The organism is Paenarthrobacter sp. C1, from assembly GCF_049315185.1.
GTDB lineage: Bacteria > Actinomycetota > Actinomycetes > Actinomycetales > Micrococcaceae > Arthrobacter > Arthrobacter nicotinovorans.
The window spans coordinates 1-20,249 of sequence record NZ_CP186053.1; the positions used below are offsets into that span (position 1 = coordinate 1).

Annotated in this window: 22 protein-coding genes and 1 pseudogene; 8 read left to right on the top strand and 15 right to left on the bottom strand. The window is 70.7% G+C overall.

Going from position 1 to position 20,249, the window contains the following annotated elements:
* Together ACNAOU_RS22070 and ACNAOU_RS22075 are read right to left on the bottom strand one after the other, a co-directional pair.
* Positions 1-1,564: hypothetical protein (locus tag ACNAOU_RS22070; RefSeq protein WP_422758712.1), on the bottom strand; the 1,564-nt coding region annotated here is incomplete at its 3' end.
* A 113-nt stretch (positions 1,565-1,677) separates the two neighbouring features.
* Positions 1,678-3,246 (bottom strand): hypothetical protein, encoded by a 1,569-nt coding sequence (locus ACNAOU_RS22075; RefSeq protein WP_422758713.1) that lies wholly within the window; start codon positions 3,244-3,246, stop codon positions 1,678-1,680.
* Positions 3,247-3,432: 186 nt separating this feature from the next.
* Between ACNAOU_RS22075 and ACNAOU_RS22080 the strand changes: the two genes are divergently transcribed.
* The 7 genes from ACNAOU_RS22080 (at position 3,433) to ACNAOU_RS22110 (ending at position 7,377) form a co-directional block, all read left to right on the top strand.
* Positions 3,433-3,756 carry a hypothetical protein gene (locus tag ACNAOU_RS22080; protein WP_422758714.1) on the top strand — a complete coding sequence of 108 codons (324 nt, stop codon included), beginning with the start codon at positions 3,433-3,435 and terminating at the stop codon, positions 3,754-3,756.
* The gene (locus ACNAOU_RS22085; RefSeq protein ID WP_422758715.1) at positions 3,753-4,427 is read left to right on the top strand and encodes a hypothetical protein; all 675 of its coding nucleotides are present in this window, start codon (positions 3,753-3,755) and stop codon (positions 4,425-4,427) included. The genes ACNAOU_RS22080 and ACNAOU_RS22085 overlap by 4 nt, the downstream gene beginning before the upstream one ends.
* A gap of 239 nt (positions 4,428-4,666) precedes the next feature.
* Positions 4,667-5,041, top strand: coding sequence for a flagellar assembly protein FliW (locus ACNAOU_RS22090; RefSeq protein ID WP_422758716.1), 375 nt, complete (start codon positions 4,667-4,669; stop codon positions 5,039-5,041).
* Positions 5,042-5,073: 32 nt separating this feature from the next.
* The gene (gene csrA / locus ACNAOU_RS22095) at positions 5,074-5,295 is read left to right on the top strand and encodes a carbon storage regulator CsrA (protein ID WP_422758717.1); all 222 of its coding nucleotides are present in this window, start codon (positions 5,074-5,076) and stop codon (positions 5,293-5,295) included.
* 1 nt (position 5,296) lies between these two features.
* Positions 5,297-6,115: a sigma-70 family RNA polymerase sigma factor gene (locus ACNAOU_RS22100; protein ID WP_422758718.1), complete on the top strand. Its 819-nt coding sequence runs from the start codon at positions 5,297-5,299 to the stop codon at positions 6,113-6,115.
* A gap of 114 nt (positions 6,116-6,229) precedes the next feature.
* Entirely contained in the window at positions 6,230-6,514 is a 285-nt protein-coding gene (locus ACNAOU_RS22105) for a hypothetical protein (RefSeq protein WP_422758719.1), read from the top strand.
* 269 nt (positions 6,515-6,783) lie between these two features.
* Positions 6,784-7,377, top strand: coding sequence for a hypothetical protein (locus tag ACNAOU_RS22110; protein WP_422758720.1), 594 nt, complete (start codon positions 6,784-6,786; stop codon positions 7,375-7,377).
* A 159-nt stretch (positions 7,378-7,536) separates the two neighbouring features.
* Here ACNAOU_RS22110 and ACNAOU_RS22115 read toward each other — a convergent pair whose 3' ends face one another.
* Together ACNAOU_RS22115 and ACNAOU_RS22120 are read right to left on the bottom strand one after the other, a co-directional pair.
* Positions 7,537-7,767 carry a hypothetical protein gene (locus tag ACNAOU_RS22115; protein ID WP_422758721.1) on the bottom strand — a complete coding sequence of 77 codons (231 nt, stop codon included), beginning with the start codon at positions 7,765-7,767 and terminating at the stop codon, positions 7,537-7,539.
* 174 nt (positions 7,768-7,941) lie between these two features.
* The gene (locus ACNAOU_RS22120; protein ID WP_422758722.1) at positions 7,942-8,196 is read right to left on the bottom strand and encodes a hypothetical protein; all 255 of its coding nucleotides are present in this window, start codon (positions 8,194-8,196) and stop codon (positions 7,942-7,944) included.
* Between the two features lie 208 nt (positions 8,197-8,404).
* Here ACNAOU_RS22120 and ACNAOU_RS22125 point away from each other — a divergent pair, with 208 nt between their 5' ends.
* Positions 8,405-9,112 (top strand): HD domain-containing protein, encoded by a 708-nt coding sequence (locus ACNAOU_RS22125; protein ID WP_422758723.1) that lies wholly within the window; start codon positions 8,405-8,407, stop codon positions 9,110-9,112.
* Positions 9,113-9,344: 232 nt separating this feature from the next.
* Here ACNAOU_RS22125 and ACNAOU_RS22130 read toward each other — a convergent pair whose 3' ends face one another.
* The 11 genes and pseudogenes from ACNAOU_RS22130 to ACNAOU_RS22180 form a co-directional block, all read right to left on the bottom strand.
* Positions 9,345-10,919, bottom strand: coding sequence for an FHIPEP family type III secretion protein (locus ACNAOU_RS22130; RefSeq protein ID WP_422758724.1), 1,575 nt, complete (start codon positions 10,917-10,919; stop codon positions 9,345-9,347).
* 83 nt (positions 10,920-11,002) lie between these two features.
* Positions 11,003-11,695 (bottom strand): annotated as a pseudogene (locus ACNAOU_RS22135) (FHIPEP family type III secretion protein); the annotation flags it as partial.
* A 34-nt stretch (positions 11,696-11,729) separates the two neighbouring features.
* Positions 11,730-12,290 carry an FHIPEP family type III secretion protein gene (locus tag ACNAOU_RS22140; RefSeq protein ID WP_422758725.1) on the bottom strand — a complete coding sequence of 187 codons (561 nt, stop codon included), beginning with the start codon at positions 12,288-12,290 and terminating at the stop codon, positions 11,730-11,732.
* Positions 12,287-13,369: an EscU/YscU/HrcU family type III secretion system export apparatus switch protein gene (locus tag ACNAOU_RS22145; RefSeq protein WP_422758726.1), complete on the bottom strand. Its 1,083-nt coding sequence runs from the start codon at positions 13,367-13,369 to the stop codon at positions 12,287-12,289. Before ACNAOU_RS22145 ends, ACNAOU_RS22140 begins: the two co-directional genes overlap by 4 nt.
* 122 nt (positions 13,370-13,491) lie before the next feature.
* Positions 13,492-14,322 carry a flagellar biosynthetic protein FliR gene (locus ACNAOU_RS22150; protein ID WP_422758727.1) on the bottom strand — a complete coding sequence of 277 codons (831 nt, stop codon included), beginning with the start codon at positions 14,320-14,322 and terminating at the stop codon, positions 13,492-13,494.
* Positions 14,323-14,341: 19 nt separating this feature from the next.
* A complete protein-coding gene (locus ACNAOU_RS22155; protein WP_422758728.1) occupies positions 14,342-14,629 on the bottom strand; it encodes a flagellar biosynthetic protein FliQ in 288 nt (95 codons plus the stop codon).
* Between the two features lie 8 nt (positions 14,630-14,637).
* Positions 14,638-15,276: a flagellar type III secretion system pore protein FliP gene (gene fliP, locus ACNAOU_RS22160; protein WP_422758729.1), complete on the bottom strand. Its 639-nt coding sequence runs from the start codon at positions 15,274-15,276 to the stop codon at positions 14,638-14,640.
* Positions 15,273-15,899 (bottom strand): flagellar biosynthetic protein FliO, encoded by a 627-nt coding sequence (locus ACNAOU_RS22165; RefSeq protein ID WP_422758730.1) that lies wholly within the window; start codon positions 15,897-15,899, stop codon positions 15,273-15,275. Before ACNAOU_RS22165 ends, fliP begins: the two co-directional genes overlap by 4 nt.
* Positions 15,899-17,041, bottom strand: a complete 1,143-nt coding sequence (locus tag ACNAOU_RS22170; protein WP_422758731.1) for a FliM/FliN family flagellar motor switch protein — start codon at positions 17,039-17,041, stop codon at positions 15,899-15,901. Before ACNAOU_RS22170 ends, ACNAOU_RS22165 begins: the two co-directional genes overlap by 1 nt.
* A gap of 182 nt (positions 17,042-17,223) precedes the next feature.
* The gene (locus tag ACNAOU_RS22175; protein WP_422758732.1) at positions 17,224-17,637 is read right to left on the bottom strand and encodes a hypothetical protein; all 414 of its coding nucleotides are present in this window, start codon (positions 17,635-17,637) and stop codon (positions 17,224-17,226) included.
* Positions 17,638-17,785: 148 nt separating this feature from the next.
* Complete coding sequence (locus ACNAOU_RS22180) at positions 17,786-20,020, bottom strand: hypothetical protein (protein ID WP_422758733.1); 2,235 nt, start codon at positions 20,018-20,020, stop codon at positions 17,786-17,788.
* Positions 20,021-20,249 lie beyond the last annotated feature (229 nt).

Sequence of the window (20,249 nt, forward strand, 5' to 3'; positions counted from 1 at the left end):
GCAGGGTGCGCGCGAGGCGGGGCTCGTTGCGGCGCGAGGCGGCCCAGGCCTGCCAGTAGACGCCGTCGGTCACGAGGTCGCGCACGCGGACGCGGAGCCGGGAGCCGTCAGGGTCGGAGATGACGAGCGTGCCGCTGGAGGTCTCGAGGGCGCGTTCTCCAGGGGCGGCCTGGCCGGCGGCCGCGTCAGGGCTGAGGTGGACCAGCAGCTCGCGTACGCGGTCGGCAGCCGCGGTGATTGCGGGCGCGTCGTGGGGGCGCGTCTTGGCGATGCGCAGGAGGCCGAGGTGCGCGAACACCAGACCCCAAGCGTCCTGACGCATCGCGCCGACGACGTAGCGGTCCTGATCGAACTCGTCCGCCACCGCCTCCAGCAGGGATCCCAGCGGATGGGTGGGGAGGGTGGCGAGCAGGTCGTCGAGGGAGAGCAGGTCGCCGTTGGCGGCGGCGACGGCCGCCTGGGCGTACGCGAGCGCTGTCGCGGAGGCGGGCATGTCCACGCGGATGGGGGTGCCGGCCACATCGACGATCACGCGCAGGTCGGAAAACAGGTTCGCGGCTTCCGCGGGGAGGAGCGCGGCGTAGTTGGTGGCTGCGAGGTGGTCGCGCCCGGCAGCGGTGGTGAGGTCGAGGCCTGCCGCGTCGACTGCCTCCTTGAGTGTGCGCCACGCCAGCCCCACGTACCTCGGCCGAGACGGGTTCGGGTCCACGCATGCGGCGGCGACCCATGCCACCCACGCAAGGGCGCGTTCGTGAGCGGCGACGGCGGCGACAGCCTCGGCGTCTCCAGACCTCCACGCGGCTTCGAGAGCGTGGCAGGCGTTCGAGAGGTCACCCAGGACGCCGGCATGTGCCCAGGTGGCGCGAGCCGTGCCGGTGGCGTCGGGCGCGCGCTCGCCCGTCTCTCCGTCGACGGCCTCGAGGGTCGAGAGGTCGTCGGGGACGTGGACCAGGTGCACCCGCGCTGCCGGCGCCGCTGGGGTCTCGCCTGCGGCTGGGTTGACGGGCCTGCGTGCGGGGACGGGGTTGAAGGCGGGCCGTCGGTCCACCGCGGGGAGTCCGTCGAGCGTCGCTTCGACTCGATCGGTGCGGGTGTAGCGGCCCGTGATGGGGGGCCTGGTCGACTCGGAGCTCGAGCGGTCAGCCTCGCTGACGGTGGGTGGGACCGCTTCGACCGGAGTCGCGGTCACCTTGTTCGCTGCCGACTCGCCGATCTCCTCAGCGATTTCGGAGACGGCGGCGGAGATGGGCTCGGAGCGGGGCTCAGTGGCGGTCTTCTCGGGGCGGTCGAGGGTGTCAGTCGCGTGCTCCCGGTTGGCGTCTCTGGCTGCGGGCGCGTCGGTCTGGGCGTCGACGAGCTGAGCGTCGGAGGAGATCTTGCCGGGCTTGCGGGTGTTGCGGCGCCGGCCGGGCTTCACCTTTGCCGGCGGCTGGCTGCCGTGCTCGACGTTCGTGCGGATCTCGGGGCTCCCGGGCGTCCCGGCGGCTCCGCGTGCCGTCACCACGGCCAGGACGCCCAGCCCGGGCAGGGCGAGGCTGAACACGGCGGGCACGTCGAGGGACACGCTCGGGAACCGTGCCGGACGGGGCCACGCTGGCAAGCTCACCTCCGCCAACCACGTCGTCCGGCACCTGTTCGCACGAAACGAGGTCGCGGCGCGCGGCAGTGGCTGCGTCTCTACGCGGCCGAGGGCTCCTCGTGGACGGTCACACCCAGGACTGCTTCGAGGATGGGCACCGCGTCACCGTAACGCGTGCCGCCGGCCGAGACGGTCTTCAAGGTCTGCAGCGCCACAGTGATGGACCCGCCCGCGGCTGTGGTGGCGACGACGAGACGCTCGACGAACAGGGACCCGACGTCACTCTTCGACTCGAGTACGACGGCGAGCGGTACGTCGGCGAGGATCTCGTCGGCGACCTGACCGTCCCCGACGATCTTGAGTAGCTTGTCGCGCGCCGACCCCGACAGGGGTGCCGGCTTGTCGAGGGTCGCGACGAGTGCGCGGTCGACGACGTCGATGAGCTGACCGTTGCCTGCCTTGTGCGCGGAGGAGTGGGCAGCGGCGAGAGCCCTCGGGCCGAGGGAGCGCGCCAACGCGTCAGCGTCGGGGACGGTGTGCAGCCACGCCGGGCATCGGTCCGCGGCGACGACTGCGGAGGTGACGTCGCGCACCCCTTCGGGCCCGATGCGGGCGACCAGCTCTTCGGGCATCGCAGTCAGCCAGTTCCACAGTTCCAGCTTCTCGCTCGTCAGCGCCTGTTGTGCCTCCTCGAAGCTCAGACGCGAGGCAGCGAGGATGAACGCGCGCCGCAACCGCGCCTTGTCCTTCGCTGAGAGCCCTTTGCTCTCGGGGCGAGCGAGGAACTCGAGCACCACGGGGTGGGCTTCGTCGGCAGAGTCGAGCAGCAACGTCAGGTAGTCGTCCGAGGCGCACACGCCGTAGCGAGCGAAGGTGACGACGATCTGGCGCTGAGCATCGGTCAGCTCCTCGACCGCGCCCGCCCGGATGGCGCCGGTCCCGTAGCCGGAGAGCAGCTCACGCAGGATGCGCAGGTCTCCGAACGCTCGCCACGGCGAGTTCTGCTCATGCTCAGCTGCCGATGCGTCGACCGCTGCGCAGATGTCGCGCACGGCGTCGTGCAGCCGGGTCTGCTCCGCCGAACCCTGCGTCGGCTCTGGCAGCAACCAGGTCGCCAGGAGCCGCCACGGGAGCGCCGTTGCTGAGCTGACCGCCACCCGGAAGGTGAGTTCCGGGTTGGCCAGCAGGAGCTCGGTCGGGTGTTCGTGCGAGCTGTCGACGGGTGCGGCCTCGTAGGCGCGGACCAGGACGTCGAGCGGCAGGTGGCCGGCCGCGGGCAGGAGCCTGCTGGGCTGCGGCTTCGAGCCGGCGGCGAGGTCGCGGTACACGTCGTCCGGGAGGCCGGGCACGCGGAACGCCTCATGTCGAACGCTGGCGTGCGACTCGCCGGCCAGCAGCTCGAGCATCTCCTCAGCCGTCCAAGCGACGTTGCGGAACGCGGCCGAACGAACGGCCACGCGCGGGGCGGACGTCGCGAGCTTGCGTGCAACCGCGCGGTCGAGCGTGCGGAGCTCGACCAGGTTCTTCAGCACCTCCCACACGTTCGCTTCCAAGGCGGCGTCCGCCAGAGCGCGCTGGAGCGCCACGGAGTCGGGGCGCTTGTCCAGCGCAGCCTGCAGCATCTTGATGGCGCTGCGCTGCGCTTTCGCAACCGGGGATTGAGCCATGAGATCACGGTGCCGCGTCTGACGTGCGAGGCAGTCCCGCCGCGAAACAGGCTGCCGGTCGACGCTCAAGTACGCACGACCTAACGCCCACCGCAGGCCGCCCGAACCCTCTCCGCCGGCCGCGTCACGGCAGATTCGCACGAGTGCGTGGTTGACGAACCGTCCAGCGCACACACCGTCGCCGTCGTGACCACCTCCACTGCACTGCCGGAAGGGAACGCGGCCGCTGGCCTCGCTGCCCTGCTGACCGGCCTTGGCCTGCGCGACTCCTCCACCCGCGACCTCATCGAGGAGCTCGTGAACGCCGAGCTGCAGTCTCGAGGCATCACCGGGACGCTCGTCAGCGTCCGCTACGGCGTGGCGACCATCGCCTGCGATCCGCACCACGCGACGTTCGCCCGCTACGACGCCGACCACATCCTGGCCGCGGTGAACGAGCAGCTGCCGTGCGCGCTGACGGACCTGCGCATCTCCAGCCGGTCCGTCGCCGCAGCAGGAGCACGGCGATGACCGCGCGCGACGCTGCAGTCGAAGCGCTCCTGAAGAGCATGCAGACCTCCGAGGCGGCCGTGCACGCCGCGATGCAGGTCAACGTGCGTGCCCTCATGGACGCCGTCGGCGCGATCGCCGACCACTACACGCCGCCGACCGAGCGGCTCGTGGTGTTCCGCTGCCGGTACGTCGAGGCGCGCGAGGACCTGCGTGAGGAGATGCACGACTGCGACGACCCGGAGTGCCCCGGCATGGGTCCGGCCCTCATTCCTGAGCTCGCCCAGGTAGAGGTCCACACCGCCACCACCACGCACGCACTCGCCCCCGGTGGCGTGGACGGCGACTGGTGGGAGCTGGCGGTGAGCACCTGGCTGGGCCTGCGTGAGGCGGTCTCCATGATGACCGTCGACCTGGTCGGCGGCGGTCTGGTCATCGACCCGGACAACTACGTCTACGCCAGCTGGCTCGGCGAGCACTGCCCCGACGTCGGCCCGCTCCCGGAACGCCTCCTGGACTTCTCGGCCTCCACGACGCAGGCGGCCGAGGACCACGACCCGTTCGCTGCGCTGCTCGAGGACGACTCCCGGTACCTCGACGCCGCCGAGGAAGTTCTCCTGAGCCGCATGGACGCGTTCAAGGTCGACCCGCCGTCCATCCCCTCGCACGACCCGGACGAGCCCTGCTGCTGAGCAGCACCCCGCCCGTCCCGCAGACCCTGCCGCACGCCTCCGACACCTCGAAGGCGTGCGCGCTGCTGCCAACAACCACCGCCCCGACGACGGCCCCAACGACGCCCGCAACGACGGTCCGCCGGCGCCCTGTCCGGGGATGACTGCACCGCCCCGGACCTTCCGGACAGTCCCAACCACCACACCAGAACCGCGCCCGTCACTCGCACGACGACGCGGCAGAGAAGAGGACGAACAAGATGACCACCACGTGGGACCTGCCCCGAGGCCTCCTCGGCTTCCCCGACCTGACGTCGCTGGAGTTCACCCCGCTGCCCGACACCGACGTGTACGGCGTGCTGGCGGACCCCGACACCGGCCTCCAGTTCGTCCTCGCTCTCGCCGGCGCGTTCTTCCCCGACTACGAGATCGACGTCCCCGATGCCTCGTGGCAGCAGCTCGGGCTGACCGACCCGAAGGACGCCGCCGTGTGGGTCGTAGTGACCCAGCGCGGCGAGGGCTCCTTCACCGCGAACCTGCGCGGACCCGTCGTGGTCAACCCGGCCACCAGCACCGCCGTCCAGGTCGTCCTCGACGACTCACACGCCACCAGCGCCGCGCTCGTCGCGGCCTGAGCCCTCACAACCGAAGCGGAAGGAACCGCACCGTGCTCGTCTTGTCCCGTCGTACCAACCAGGCCATCCACATCGGCGACGACATCGTCCTCACCGTCTTGTCCGTGCGTGGCGACCAGGTTCGCCTCGGCATCCAGGCGCCCGACGAGGTGACCGTCCTGCGCGACGAGCTCGTCGTGTCCGTCGCCGAGGAGAACGCCGCCGCCGCGGCCACCGTCATCGACGTCGCCGGACTGCCTCGAGGCGGCCGCTGACGTGACCGTTCTCGACAGCGTCGACGTCCAGCCCGAACAGGCTGACGTCCATACCTTGGTGGAGGACCACCTGGCGCTGGCGCACAAGATCGCCTACGACTACCTGGCGCGTGCGCCACGGCACACCGACCGTGACGACGTCGTCTCCGGCGCCCTCCTCGGCCTCGTACAGGCAGCCGCCCGGTTCGACGGGTCCAAGGGCGTCCCCTTCGTCGCGTGGGCACGACAGCGCATCTACGGCGGCGTCGTCGACGCCGCTCGCGGCAACGACCCCCTGCCCCGTCGCACCCGCGACAACGTCAACGTCCTCCGCGCCGCAGCCGACCAGCTCACCCGAGACGGCCAGGACGCCACTGACCTGGCGATCGCGGAGAAGACCGGCCTGCCCCTCGACCGCGTCCGCAAGCTCCGCGCCGACCTGCACGCCGGCGTCATGGTCTCCCTCGACGAGACGTTCCCCACCCGCGACGACAACTTCGCACTGCAGCTCGTCGACGCCGACCCGACACCCTTGGAGTCGCTGGAGAAGCGCGAGCTCGACGCTGCACTCGTGGGGGCGGTCTCCGGCCTGCCCGACAGACTGCGCGAGGTCATCGAGGCCCACTTCGTACGCGGGGAGTCCAACGGCGAGATCGCCGACCGGCTCGGTGTCACCCCTCAGCGCGTCTCCCAGTTGCGGATGGAGGCCCTGCGGAAGCTCCGCGGCGTCCTCGATGCAGATGAACCGGCCCAGCAGCCGTCCCGCCCGGTCACCGCCGCGGTGTCCCTCGCCGCATCCATGCACGCCCGCCGCATGTACGCCGCGCAGCTGAACGCCTGACGTCGGTCCGTGCCTGCCAGGCACTGCGTCGGCCCGGCGCAGCGGCACGCTATGACACACCCCGACTCCCCTTGCAGCAACTGCCCTGCGCTCCCCTACCTCGAGGACTCCGCCATGCCGCCAGACGCCGTCTTCACCGGAATGCGCACCAGCCTCGACGGTTCGCGGTCGTGGTGGATCGAGGGCGTCGCCCACCGCATCGACGGTCCCGCCGTCATTCGAGCCGACGGAAGCCTTGAGTGGTACGTCCACGGCCGACGGGTCGACGGCGCAGCGCTCGACGACCTGTACCGCTCCGGCGACCAGCTCGCGATCGAGGCGGTACTGCGGGCATGGCGACACGACGGGCCGAGCGCCGACGCGATCGCCGCTGCCGTGCGCGGCGCTCTCGCCGCCTGAGCCACAGCGACACCCCTCGCCCTCCGGGAACTCCCCTACGCCGCTGCCTCGCTGCCTCGCTGCCTCGCTGCATCGTCGAACGGCACTCCGCCCTTGCTGGTGGGGTGCCGTTCGGCGTGCCCGGTCTGACCGACGGGAATCTCCTCGTCCTGGCGGGTGGTCCCCGGCAGCTGAGCGGCGACAGTACGTCTCCTAGGAGCGCCCCGCGCGCGACCCACCTTCAGTCGGGTCGCACACCGCGGCCCGCACCTTCACAAAGGAGACCAGAGATGTCGAACGTCATCATGGACGTCTGCACCGTCCGCAATGCAGTCGAGAACATCCACCGTCTCCGCAAGGAGGGTGGGAAGGGCGCGAAGACCGCGTCGCTGCTCGCGATGGGCGAGGCAACCTGTGTCGGCAAGACCGACTACGCGCGCTTCGTCGTGCCGCAGTTCCAGCAGCAGATCCTGATCGAGCAGCTGCACGCCAGCAGCCCGCTGACGCGCGACGAGGTCACCTCGGCGGTCGCCAGCATCACCCTCGCCCAGGCCGCGTCGAACCCCGTCGAGGTCAAGAAGCACGTCCAGAAGGAGATCGCGATCGACCTGGTCGCCGCGTTCAACGACTCGGAGTACTTCTTCCTGTTCGAGGAGATCCTCGACGTCTTCGGTCGCACCCGCATCGACCACGAGGACCTCACCCTCGTCGCCGCGGCGGTGGCCGCTCACCGCGCGAACGGTGAGCCGGTCGTCATCGTCACCGACGACAAGGGCCTCGTTGCGGCCCACCAGGTGCTGGGAGAGCACCTGCCCTACCTGGCGATCGTCTCGCCCGAGCAGTACCTGGCCGGCGCGCACCTGCGCGTCCTCGAGGCCGCGTGACCCACGCACCACCAGCACATCAAGCACCCAGCACGACACGAAGGGCCGACCCAGTACTACTGGGTCGGTCCTTCTCCTGTCCCTGCCGGTCCGATGACCGGCATGACGCGCGCGCAGCGGCGAGCGCTTCTGCGTGGGTTGCCCTGGAGTCAGCTGGAGTCAGCCGGCGTCGTACGTCGTGCGAAGCACCTCGTCATCCCCGCGGTACATGCCGCGCAGGACCTCCGCGCGCGCCGAGTCCGGGAACAGCGCGAGGAGTGCTTCCACCTCGAGCTCGGTTGCGGCGACGGCGGTGAGGGTCTCCTGCACCTCCTCCGAGACGGGGCGGTCCATGTCCGCCTTCAGGCGCTCGAGCATCTCCCGGCGGCGGGCTGCGGTGTCGTTGTCCACCCCGCCATTGTGCCTGTCGCGACGGCGACGGCAGACGGCCGGCAGACGGCCGGCAGCGGGCCGGGGCGCACGCGGACGGGGCGGGCAAGGTCTGGCCAGGCGGAATGGGTTGCGGCCGAGCCCACGAGTGTGGGCCCGGCCGCAGGGAGCTGGGTGTTCGGCGGTGAGCCGTGTTCAGGAGACGGCGCGCAGTGCGCCGTGACGGGTCCTGGGGTGGTCGTCGGCATCGAGGTAGAGGCCTCGAGCGGCCTGCTCGCGTTCCTCTGGCGGGAAGGCGTCGAGCAGCGTCTCGACCTGCGTCTGGAGCTCGTCCATCACGTCGAGGGTGCGCTGGGTCTCTTCGGAGACCTCGTCGGACGGCAGAACCAGCTGCCGTGCGGGAACCGCGGGGCCGAACAGTGCCAGTTGGACGACGTTGTCGTCCCTCATTCCATCACCCCACTTTCTCGGCGAGGGGTCGTTTGCGGTCCCTGCAGACCTTCGCCGCACACGCTGCTCAGGCAACCGTGACCCCCGGTCGGCCGGGTCAGGGCAGCCGGGTGGCCAACGACACGTCGACCTCGCGAGCCAGAACGGCGGCGCCGCGCACGGTGCGCCACGTGCCTGCACTCGCGACGGCCTTCGGGCTCCCCTCGACATGACCGACAGCGCTACCGACGCGGGCGCCGGCCGGTCCGACGTGCTCACCGGCGCCGGCATCGACAGCACGCTGGTGGTCGCTGCTCTCGCGCTGTACGACCCGTCCCTGCCGTACCACAACGCGAACCACGCTCTGCACGTCGTGCAGCTGGCTGGCCGGTTCAGTCGCCGCGCGCTCGCACAGTCCGTCCCGCACGACCCGGACGTAGCCGTCGTCGCAGCCCTCCTGCACGACGCCGGCTACGGCCACCACGAAGCAGCGGCCGACGCCGAAGCGCACTCCGCCGACCTGGCCGCACAGCTCCTGCGTGAGCACGGCTGGGCCGAGGAGAAGATCGAGGCGGTCTGTGACGCCATCGCAGCTACCCGACTGACCGCCGAGGGCATGAGCGTCGAAGGCCTCATCGTCCGTGCCGCAGACCTGTGGGAGATGGGCGCCACCTGGCCGGTCTTCGCCGCCAACCGCACGCTGCTGCGACTGGAGGCCGAGAAGCTCGAGGGTGTCACCTTCGACGAGCACGCTTGGCACGCGCGGGTTTCACGGATCGTCGGCGGCTACGCGCTCGGACCGATGTGGATCGCCGAAGGACCGGCTGGCGAGCACGCCATCGAGCCCACCGGCCGGCACAGGAGGGTCTGCGACGGCGGGGTCGCGAGCTGGCGAGCGCGGGTGAACGCCAACCTCGCCCTGCACGCGAGCAACTGACCAGGCCCCACGCCGCACGGCCGCGAGCCGGCGGGGCCTCGTCAGCGCTGTAGGCCGGCCGGCCGTCGCTGCGGGATGCGCGGCTTGGCGACGAGCTCGGTGTCAGGCGTGGTGTCGGTGAGCAGGCCCTCGGGGAAGTTCTGCAGCCCAGCGAGGAGGTCTGCGAACCGCGGACCCTCGGGCAGCACGACGTCCTCGACGGACTCCTCCTCGAGCAGCCTCTGCGCCAGGGTCAGCTCCTCGGTCGAGGTCGGGGCTCCTCCGGCCGTCCGGCAGCCGCCGCAGCTGACAGCGTGTCAACGAGAATCGTCTCCTGCTGCTCCCCGAGCCCGGCTGCGGCCACCTGGGAGGGCAGAGCAGCACGCCGAGGGCTGCCGTATGCCGGAGCCGGCTCGGGTGGCTTGGGGGCCCGGCTCGTCGAGACGAGCTCACGGCGAACCGCCGGACGAGCCGGGCGTGCCGGCTCGGGGGTGGGGGTGGGGTGCGTGTGCCGCAGCGGAACGGAGAAGCGGACGTCGTTGTCCTGTCCGGCAGGCAAGGGGTCGACGTGCTGGCCGAACTCGATGCCAATGCTGTTCAGCAGCGCGAACGCGTCAGCCGACCACGAGTCGTCGCAGACAGAGTCTCGAGCGGTGTCTCGGGTGGAGACGGTCGAGCTCTCGGCCTGCTCAGCCTGCTCGGCCTTCTTGCGGGTGGCGCGCGACGGCTTCGGCTCCGCGGCCGCGGCCGCGATGACGGGGATGGTCGCGGACCCGGCGGACGTGGTCGCTGCCGCTGCGAGGAAGGCGAGCGCGTCGGCGGCGAGGTCCGCGAGGTCCTGGTCCGGGTTGGGCACGAACATGCCGCGCACGCACCTGCCGGTCAGGCCGTACCGACTCCAGGACACGAGCACCGCGTCTGGGTAGGCGCCGCTGACCCAGTTCCGCACGGCGTCGAGGGACGGGCCGGACACGATGAGCTCGCCGTGGAGTCCGTCGTCGGTCTCGGCGGGCTTGTGGTGCACGGTGATGTGGTCGCGGAACCACTCCCCACGCGGGTCACGACGCGACCCCGCCGGGACGGTCTCAGCGGCCAGACCGATCTCGGCGGCGACCTCGACGTTCACGGTGCGCACGAGCTCGGCGTACGACAGGACCGGCAGGTCCGGGCGGGCGGAGACGAACAGGCGACGCACCGCAGAGCGGATGCTCGGGTGGCACACCATGACGATGCGCTCCCCGGTGGCCTCAGCCTGTGCGACGGCGGCGGACGCGCCCTCGAGCAGGCGGCTCATCGTCATCGGGTCGAGGGACAGGAACGCTCCAGCCTCGCCGGGGCGTACGGACTCGACGAGCTTGCCCTCGAGCGCAGGCTCGAAGGTGACCGCGCGCATCGTTCCGGACGGGGCGGCCTTCATGCAGATGGTCGCTGCGAGGGCGGTGCGGGTGGCCTCGACGACCTGGTCGAGGGTGCGGCCGGTGCGGCGCGCGGCGGCGACGGACTCGGCGATGCGCTCGAGCTGGCGGACGGGGACCTGCTCGACGAGGAGCTCGCGCACGACCTCGTGCAGGTCCGACAAGGCGGCCGGGTCGTCGTACTCGGCGACCACGCCGGGCGCGGTCTCCTTGAGGGCGTCGAGGAGGCGGCGCAGGTCCTGTCGGGTGCAGACCTCGTGGGCGTGGCGACGGACGAGCTCGCCGAGGTGGGTGACGAGCACGGTGCCTCGGTCGATGACGGTCGCGCCGTTGCGGCGGTAGGCGTCGGCGAGGGTGGAGGTGACCCACACGGCGGGCATCCCGAAGGCGGGGTCGACGGTCTCGCGACCCATCGGCTCGGGGTGGTGGCGTCGATGACGACGAGGTCGCAGCCGGGCGGGAGCTCGGCGCGGCCGACCTCGACGCCGAACACCTTGACGACGTACGTGGAGGCGGGCAGCGACTCGTTGTCGGCGGTGCGGACCGACGGCAGGACGACGCCGAGCTCGCCGGCGACATTGCGGCGCAGGCCCTTGACCTTCTCGACGAGGTTGTTGCCTCGGTCGGGGTCGATGAGGTCGAGCAGGTCGGGTGCGAGCTCGAGGCGCAGGGGGTCGGGAGCCATCTGCGACACCAGGTCGGCGATCTCGTCGACCGGCGGCGGCTCTGCGACGGCGGCCGCGGCGGCGGCTTCGGCCTCCTCGTCGACCATCGGCGTCCACTTCGGGGCACGCCAGCCGGCGAGGCCGCAGGCGGCGGCCATCGCGAAGAACGGGAGGAACGGCAGGCCGGGGAGCATGCCGAGTGCCATGGACACGGCGGCGGCGGACCACAGCGCGGAGCGGGATCCGGCCATCTGGCCGAGCAGGTCGGAGCCGAGGCCGGAGTCATCCTTGTCGCTGCCGCCGATGCGGGTGACCAGGATGCCGGAGGCGACCGAGATGAGGAGCGCGGGGATCTGGGAGACGAGTCCGTCGCCGATGGAGAGCAGGGTGAAGCGGGTGACGGCCTCGCCCGGGGCCATGCCCTGCTGGACGACGCCGACGAGGAAGCCGGCGATGAGGTTGATGGTCACCATCACGACGGCGGCGATCGCGTCGCCCTTGACGAACTTCGAGGCACCGTCCATCGCGCCGTAGAAGTCGGCTTCGTCGCCGATCTCCTTACGACGTGCCTCGGCCTCCTTCTCCGGTGATGCTGCCAGAGGACAGCTGGGCGTCGACGGCGATCTGCTTGCCGGGCATGGCGTCGAGCGCGAAGCGGGCGGCGACCTCGGAGACTCGGCCGGCACCGTTGGTAACGACGGCGAACTGGATGACGACGAGGATGAGGAACACCACGAAGCCGACGATCATGTTGCCGCCGATGACGAAGTTGCCGAACGCCTCGACGACGTGGCCGGCGTCTCCGTGCAGGAGGATCAGCCTGGTCGTGGAGACGTTGAGCGCGAGGCGTGCCAGGGTCGCGATGAGCAGCAGGGCCGGGAAGATGGAGAAGTCGAGCGGCTTCTTGACCGTCAGTGCGGTGAGCAGGATGAGTACGGCGCCGACGAGGTTGGCAGCCAGCAGCAGGTCCAGCAGCGCGGTCGGGAGAGGCACGACCAGCAGCACGACGACGCCGACGATCGCGAGGGGAACGCCGATGCGTGCCATGCGCTGGGAGGACGCTCCGGTGCGGCCGGGCAGCTTGCCGGTGCCGGCGGGTGCGGGTGCGGTGGTGCTCATCGGGTGGTTCCTCCTGGCGCGGTGGTGGTCGCGCTTCGTTGCTTGAAGACGTCGGCGAGCAGGGTCGCGGCGGCGACGTAGAGCTCGACCGGGATGAACTGTCCGACTTCGGCCGAAGAATGCAGGGCACGCGCGAGCGGGACGTCGCGTCGGATGGGGACGTTGTTCTCGTCGGCGATCTCGCGAATGCGGAGCGCGACGTGACCCGCGCCCATGGCGAGGACCTTCGGAGCCGGCATCTCGGCCGAGTACGACAACGCGACGGCGATGTGGGTGGGGTTGACCACGACCACGTCGGCGTCTGCGGCAGCGGCGACCATGCTGTTGCGGGTCATCGCCTGACCGCGGGCGCGGATCTGCGCCTTGATCATCGGGTCGCCCTCGGACTGCTTGTACTCCCGCTTCACGTCGTACTTCGACATGCGGGCCTGCTTGTTGTATCGCTTGTTCTGCCAGATGGCGTCGGCGATGCCGATGACGACCGCGGCCATGGCGACCTTCACGACGAGCCCGTGGATGGAGCCCCCCATCGAGCTGGTGAACGCCTCGACGGATGCGACTCCGGCGAGGAGCTCGGACACGCCGGCCTTCCATGACAGGTAGGCGACGACGGACACGACGGTGACCTTCGCGACGCCCTTGGCGAGCTCGACGAGGGAGTTGACCGACACGATCCGCTTGATGCCCTTGACCGGGTTGAACACCTCGCCGGGCTTCGGCTTGAGCGCCATCAGGTTCGGCTTGGAGCGGGTGAACCCGACGTGGGCGACGATGGTGGCGCCGATGACGAGGGCGAGCGGGCCGAGGACGGGCTTGGTGGCGTCCCAGGTGGCTGAGACGAGCTCGTGCGGTGCGGTGCCTTCGTCGACGGCTCCGGCGATGGTCAGGGAGTTGACCATGACCTCGCGGAACGCGTCGAACATCGACCCGACGAGCATGGGGAGCGCCATCGCGAGGACGACGAGTGAGACCGCGGACGGGAGGTCCTGGGAGCGGCGGGCGGTGTTGTTCTTCCGCAGCTCCTTGAGCTTTTGGGGTGTGGCGGCTTCTGTCTTCTCGCCAGTTCCTGAGTCAGCCATGTGGTCTCACCTCCTCTCTCGTCGCGTGGTGCGCGCGGCTATGGCGCTCCCGGTTGGGAGCGCCTGAGAGCACCGTGCCGTCCGGGAGCCCGGATGCAGTCACCGCCGCCGTGCGGAGGGGGCTACCAGATGCCTTGGAGGGTGCGCAGCCCGGTCGAGACGATGGGCTCGACGCGCTGGGGCATCAGCATGAGAGCGATGCCGGCGGTGGAGAGTGCGACTCCGGCCTTCACGCCCAGGCCGAGCATCAGGACGTTCATCTGCGGGTAGAACTTCGACACCAGGCCGAGTGCGACCTCGGTGAGGAACAGGGCGCCGAGCAGCGGGGCGCCGATCTCGACTGCGGCGCGCATCAGGGCCATGACGCCGGTGGCGACTGCGCCGAGGGCGTCCTTCTCGAACGCCGGCCACACTCCGGGCGGTACAGCGTCGAGGGTGCCGGCGAACCCGGCGAGGAGGAGGTGGTGGGCGTCGGCGGCGAAGCAGACGGCCAGGAACGTCATGGAGAACAGGCGAGCGAACGACGCCTGCTGGGAACCGGAGACCGGGTCGACGAGGGAAGCGAACGACAGGCCGGAGGTGGCGTCGGCCATCGAGCCGGCCATCTCGGCGGCGGCGAACAGCAGGCCGGTGACCCACCCGGTGATGGCTCCGACGGCGACCTCCCCGATGGCGGCGACCATGAACGGGACGGGCGAGGTGGGCAGGTCCACGCCGGCCTCGGCGGCGCGGGTGGCCGCGACAGGTGCGAGGGCCAGCGCGATGGCGATGGCGATTGCCATGCGCCCCATGCCCGCGCCTCCCTTGGCGCCGAACATCGGGACCATCGCGACCCACCCGCCTGCGCGCGCGAGCATGAGCGCGAAGCACACGACGCTCGACTCGACGAGCGCAGAGTCGATGAGGCTCGAGGCGTTGGCGAACAGCTCCCCGAGACCGTTGAACCCGTCCATGGTGGTCTGGTTCTCCCGCTCAGCCGGCCGTGTTGCCGGCGTCGACCAGCGCGGGGATTGCGGTGTAGAGCTCGTTGACGAACTCGGTGATGGACTCCATCATCCACGGGCCGCAGATGACGATGGACAGCGCGACCGCGGCCATCTTGGGCACCATGACGAGGGCCTGGTCCTGGACCTGGAAGACGGCCTGGAGCAGCGAGACGACGAGGCCGACGCCGGTGGCGGCGATGAGCGGCGGGCCGGCGAGCTTGAGGCTGAGGACGATGGCCTTGAGGGCCAGGTCGATGACTTCGGTGTCGGTCACGTCTCCTCCTAAGTCCTGTACGAGGTGACGAGGGACTGGACGATGAGGTACCAGCCGTCGGCCACGATGAAGAGCAGGAGCTTGAACGGCAGGGACACCAGCACGGGCGGGAGCATGACCATGCCGACCGCGGACAGGACCGAGGAGATGACGAGGTCGATGACGATGAACGGGATGTAGATGATGAACCCGATCAGGAACGCGGTGCGGAGCTCGCTGATGACGAAGGCGGGCACGAGCGTGGTGGTGGCGACGTCCGCGGGGGTGTCGGGGCGCGGGCTGTCGGTGAGGTTGATGAACAGCGCGAGGTCCTTCTCCCGGGTGTGAGCGAGCATGAACTCGCGCATCGGGTCGATGGCCCGGTTGAAGAAGCCGACGTGGCCGATGTCGCCGGCCAGGTAGGGCTGCAGCGCGTGGGTGTTGATGTCGGCGAACGTGGGCGCCATGACGAAAGCGGTCAGGAACAGCGCGAGGCCGATGATGACCGGGTTCGGCGGGATGCCGGGGGTGTTGAGCGCGGAGCGGGTCAGGCCGAGGACGACGACGATGCGAGTGAACGCGGTCATCATCACGAGCATGAACGGGGCCAGGGAGATGAGTCCGAGGGTGACGACGGTCTGGATGCCGGAGCCGAAGAGGTCGTTCATGCCGTCACCGCCTTCCGTGCGCGGGCCTGCTGGGACGCCTTCGTGGTCTTCGTGGACTTGGAGCGCTTCACGGGGACGGGAGCGAGGGCAGACGCGGCGGGGCTGACCTTGGCCGTGGCGGCGGCACCGACCTGGGGGACGTCCTGGACCTGCGGGCCCTGCTGCGGAGAGGCGCCGTTCCAGGCGGCGTCCCAGGCGGCTGCCTGCTCGGGCGTGGCCTGGTCCGTGGTCGCGGGAACCGATCGGCGCGCGGCCCACGCCTTCTTGGCGTGGGCCGCGGCGTAGACGAGAGCGGCTCCGAGGGTGTTCGGCGGTGACGATGGGTCGTCGCCGGAAGCAGGCCCGTCCTCGGCGGTGTCGGCCGCGGTGGTCGCGAGCTCGAGCTCGGCGGCGTCGCGGATGTCGATGACGGTGACCTGCTGCTCGGTGACGCCGAGGACGTAGGCCTTGCCGGCGACGGTTGCGACGGTGAGGGACGCGCGGCCGGTGAGCGGCGCACGTACGGGGACGGAGACGAGCCCCGCGGGGGCGCGGCGACCGCCGATGCGCTTCATCCCCCACGCGAAGACGGCGAGGAGGACGAAGACGAACGCGATCTGCAGCGCCGTGATCACGGCGCCCATCACTTGGCCTTGAGGAGCTCGGTGATGCGGACGCCGACGCGGCCGCCGACGACGATGGTCTCGCCCTTGGCGTACGGGAGGCCGTTGACCAGGACCGTGCACGGTGCGTCGGCCTCGCGGTCGAGCTCGAGGACCAGGCCGGGGTGCATGGCGACGACCTCGCGCAGCGGCATCTCGGTCTCGCCGAGGGAGATGGCGACGTTGAGTCCCACTCCGCCGAGCGAGCCGAGGTCGCTGTCCGCGACGGGCTCGGTGGCCGACTCGTCGATGGCCTTCTGTGCTGCGGCCAGGCCGGAGAGGATCTGGTCACTCATGGGGTTCTGCCTCCACGTCATGTCGATGTTCACTGACCGCCGGTTGCGGATCGTGCCGAGCTGCCCGCACGCGAGGTGCACGCTCCCGACGCTCACCAGCCACGTCTGCGCATCTGCTTCGAGCATCAGCGAGTCGCCGGGGGTGAGCGCTGCCAGCCGTCCTGCGGGAACGCGGGTCGGCGGCGAGATGACCTGGAGGGTCAGCGGGATGTCCCCGGTGACAGGGTCCAGGTCGTCGATGAGGACCACGGGACGGCGAGACGGCACGGTGGTCGGGGCGGCCAGGACCACCTCGCAGGTCACGGTGCCGGAGCCGGTGGTGTGCGCAGTCCCGGACCGGGGTGCGCTGAGGGTGACGGTGGCCACGGTCAGGACGCCGTTGGCCGAGAGGGTCGAGAGGGTGTCGTTGCCGCGGGTGCCGGCGCTGGAGATGGCCGGGAAGCCGGGCTCGGAGATGGCGGCGGTGACCTCGTCAAGGAGAGGGAGGAACTCGCCCTCGAGGATGCGGTCCTGCACGGGCGAGAGGGGCCGCGGGAACGGGTCGGGGTCCAGGCCCAGGATGAGCTCGGCCAGGACGCTGCCTTCGACAGCGCGGATGCCAACGGCGACACCGGAGGTGGTGCCGAACCAGTGGGTGTCCTCGTTCTCGAGCGACGTGCGGTGCGCCTGGGTCACGAAGACGTCCGCGGCGCGCACGGGCCGCGAGGCGATGACCGACAGCAGTCGCGCGAGGTCCTCGACCGCTCCGGGCAGGGCCGGGTAGCGGGAGCTGGCCGGCGATGCCGGGGTCCAGGGGCGCGTGTCTGCGGTGGCTTCTTGGGTGGTCACGGATAGCCACCGTCCGGCCTCTGATCGTGGGGGCAACCATGCACCGCGTCCGATCTGCCGCGCCCGGGGCGACACTCCTCGCCTGTTGCGCGCGGCGGGACGTGCAACGTCCGCCTTCCCGGGTTCGGGAAGGCGGACGTCGGTGGTGCCAGATCAGTTCAGGTTCGCTGGTGGCGGAGGTGTCACAGGCTGTAGCTGGGCTGCCGGCAGCAGCCCCACGCGCGCCTGGCGAGGCGGGTGATGACGCCGAGGGCGCCGGGCCGGCGGATCTGGGCGTGGTGGGCGGCGAGCTCGCGCAGCTGCTCGGGGGTCTTCCCGGAGCGGATGTACATGGTGTCGCTGCCACAGCGGCCGCAGGTGCCGTCGATGGAGTAGATGGCGTTGGGGCCGTCGTAGTCGATGGTGAACGGTCCCGCCGCGACGCGGATCATGGCGTCGAACATGAGCGGCCACAGGCCGGTCACCTGGGCGGGGTAGCCGGTGAGCTCGGTCGCGCGGGCCTCGAGCTCGTCGAGGTCCCAGCCCATCCGGTCGACGATCTCCTGGTCGTGCTCGCTGAGGCGCCGGCCGGTCGTGCTGGTCGTGAGGTTCTGCATCGGGTGCTCCCTTGGTTGAGGTGTGACCGTGGACCGTGCGCGCTGGTGTGTGGTGGACCATCGGGCACACGAACGCCCCTCGACCGCGGACGGTCGAGGGGCGTCTGTGCTGGTGTGTTCGTGCTGGCGTCAGCTGGGGCCGGGTACGTCAGTCGAGCGGGCCGGCGTAGTAGCCGTGTGCTCGAGGGCGGGTTCCGGCGGCGCCGGGCCGGGTGGGGTCGGTGCCGGCCTTGACCTCGGCGCCGTCCTTGATGCCGTCACCGTCGGTGTCGGAGCGCCACGGCGACGTGGGCTTGTGCCCGTAGAGCTTGTTCGCCTTGCCGGTCCGCTCGACCTTGTCGGACAGGCCGTCTCCGTCGGAGTCCTTCTTCACCGGGTTGGACCGCAGGCTGACCTTCACGCCGCGCACGACGGTCTTGGTGCGGGTCAGGACCTCGGCGCCATCGGTGAGGCCGTCGCGGTCGGTGTCCACGCGGTTCGGGTCGGTCTTGATGCCGGCCAGGCGCTTGGCGCCGACGTGGCGGACCTCGCGACCGTCGGGGAGCTTGTCGCCGTCGGTGTCGGGGTTGAGCGGGTTGGTGGCCTTGTGGCCGTACGTGTTGGCGGACCCGGTGACCTCGACGCCGTCGCCGAGGCCGTCGCCGTCGGTGTCCGCGCGGGTGGGGTCGGTGCCGAGCTCGCGCTCGCGAGCATCAGACAGGCCGTCGCGGTCCCGGTCGGCGGTGGTCAGGTTGGAGGCCGAGTCGACGGGGCTGGTGCCGTAGATGTAGACCTCGTCACCGTCGGGGATCCCGTCACCGTCAGTGTCTGCGACGAGCGGCAGGGTCTTGTAGACGAGGACCTCGTCGCCGTCGGAGAGCTTGTCCGCGTCGGTGTCGGGGTTGACCGCGCTGGTGCCGATGCGCTTCTCCTCCGCATCGGGCAGCCCGTCACCGTCGGTGTCGAGGACCGGCTCCGGGTCGGGGTCGGGCTCGGGGGCAGGCTTCGGCGAGAGCGGGTCGAGCGGGTCGGTTCCGTCGGCGATCTCGGCTGCGTCGCTGTAGCCGTCGCCGTCGGTGTCAGCCTTGTGCGGCGACGTGTGGTGGGTCTCGGTCTCGTCGTTGTCGAGGAGGCCGTCGTCGTCGTAGTCGGCCGGCGGGCAGTCGATGCCTCCGACGGGGACGGTCACCGACGCGCCGGCAGCGGCGGTCTCGAGCGTGCCGAGGTACTGCCAGTCGTCCCCGTCGAACCGCTCGAGGTCGACCGTCGCGCCGAGCAGGTCGACGTAGTCGCGGTTGTAGATGGTGGGCCCGAACTTGTAGGACCAGCCGATGCGGACCTCGGCGCGCAGGTCGGGGTTGTCCGAGTCGACGAGGTAGGCGGAGTCGCCGACCTCGACGTGCACCTCCTCGCCGGCGGCGTTGGTGAGGGTGGCGGTGGGGTCGACGTCAGCGGTGCCGTCGGCGAGCGATGCGCCCTTGGCTGCGGCGAGCTCGTCGACGCTCGGCTCGTACGGCTCGGTGCCGTCGACGCGTGCGCTGGCGGAGGCCTCGGTGACCTCGAGGGTGAAGCGGTCGTTGAACAGCGACCAGGTCGACGGCGAGGACGAGGCTCGCACCTCGAGCCCGCGGGTGCCTGCGGTGTTGACGAAGTTGGTGCCCTCGATGGTCAGCTCCGAGCTGCCCACCAGTCGGCCGAGGGTGACGCCCTCCTCGACCCCGGGGAAGTAGACCCGCTTCGTCTTGACGTTCTTCAGGACGGTCGAGGTGTGGGCGATCCGGCCGGCCGGCACGCAAGCGTCGGGGCTCTTGGCGATCAGGGCGTCCTGGTCGGAGGCGTAGTCGTCGCTGGTGAAGCGCAGCTCGTCGTCGGGGATCTCGCCGTCGCCCCACCAGTTCGCGAAGATGGACCCGGCGAGCGTGGTGACGTCCGGAGCGCCGTCGTTGGTGCGCTGGAGGACTCGAACCGACGCCGAGCCGGCGCTGGGCTCCTCCTGTGCAGATACGCGCCCCGTCTGGGCGGCGGCCGCGTAGGTTGCGTTCGTCGAGTTGTTCCACTGCGATCCGAGCATCGTGCTCACCGCTGCGAGAACGTCCAGCTCGCGGTCAGGGGTCCCGTCGGTCTCGTCCGCCTCGTCCATCTCGACCGGGGGCTGGTCGCCCAGCACCTGAGCGCCCGCCGTCATGGAGTGCGAGCCGCCGACGACGCCCCAGTCGTTGGTGCGGGCCGTGAACACCTGACCCCACCCTTCGAGCTGGTACGGCCGCGCGTCCTGGTCCGGGATGGGCTCAGCCGCCGCCGCCCCAGTGAGCGACGAGAACGCGATCGGAGCCGCGAGCATCAACGCGAGAAGGGGGAACGCTCGACGGCGGGCGCGGCGCGGCGCGGTGACGAGCGTGGTCACAGGTGAAGTCACGGATGGGTCTCCAGTCAGCGGGGTGACGTCCGCCCGAGGATGCGGGCGGGCACGATGTCGGAATCAGCGCGCGGGTGCGGCCGTGGAGCGGATTCCACTGGTTGAAGGTCCGACTACACGCGACCACGGCAAGCAGGGTCGGTACACAGGACGGCCACATCTGCTTGCAGTCTTCTGGGCAGCTGCCTTTGTACCCGCGACGACGGCGGGCACTGTG

Coding starts and splice junctions, on each gene's coding strand:
- ACNAOU_RS22075 (WP_422758713.1), bottom strand. CDS start 3,246: ATGGCTCAATCCCCGGTTGCGAAAGCGCAGCGCAGCGCCATCAAGATG.
- ACNAOU_RS22085 (WP_422758715.1), top strand. CDS start 3,753: ATGACCGCGCGCGACGCTGCAGTCGAAGCGCTCCTGAAGAGCATGCAG.
- ACNAOU_RS22090 (WP_422758716.1), top strand. CDS start 4,667: ATGACCACCACGTGGGACCTGCCCCGAGGCCTCCTCGGCTTCCCCGAC.
- ACNAOU_RS22105 (WP_422758719.1), top strand. CDS start 6,230: ATGCCGCCAGACGCCGTCTTCACCGGAATGCGCACCAGCCTCGACGGT.
- ACNAOU_RS22110 (WP_422758720.1), top strand. CDS start 6,784: ATGTCGAACGTCATCATGGACGTCTGCACCGTCCGCAATGCAGTCGAG.
- ACNAOU_RS22120 (WP_422758722.1), bottom strand. CDS start 8,196: ATGAGGGACGACAACGTCGTCCAACTGGCACTGTTCGGCCCCGCGGTT.
- ACNAOU_RS22125 (WP_422758723.1), top strand. CDS start 8,405: ATGACCGACAGCGCTACCGACGCGGGCGCCGGCCGGTCCGACGTGCTC.
- ACNAOU_RS22130 (WP_422758724.1), bottom strand. CDS start 10,919: ATGGGTCGCGAGACCGTCGACCCCGCCTTCGGGATGCCCGCCGTGTGG.
- ACNAOU_RS22140 (WP_422758725.1), bottom strand. CDS start 12,290: ATGAGCACCACCGCACCCGCACCCGCCGGCACCGGCAAGCTGCCCGGC.
- ACNAOU_RS22145 (WP_422758726.1), bottom strand. CDS start 13,369: ATGGCTGACTCAGGAACTGGCGAGAAGACAGAAGCCGCCACACCCCAA.
- ACNAOU_RS22150 (WP_422758727.1), bottom strand. CDS start 14,322: ATGGACGGGTTCAACGGTCTCGGGGAGCTGTTCGCCAACGCCTCGAGC.
- fliP (WP_422758729.1), bottom strand. CDS start 15,276: ATGAACGACCTCTTCGGCTCCGGCATCCAGACCGTCGTCACCCTCGGA.
- ACNAOU_RS22165 (WP_422758730.1), bottom strand. CDS start 15,899: ATGGGCGCCGTGATCACGGCGCTGCAGATCGCGTTCGTCTTCGTCCTC.
- ACNAOU_RS22175 (WP_422758732.1), bottom strand. CDS start 17,637: ATGCAGAACCTCACGACCAGCACGACCGGCCGGCGCCTCAGCGAGCAC.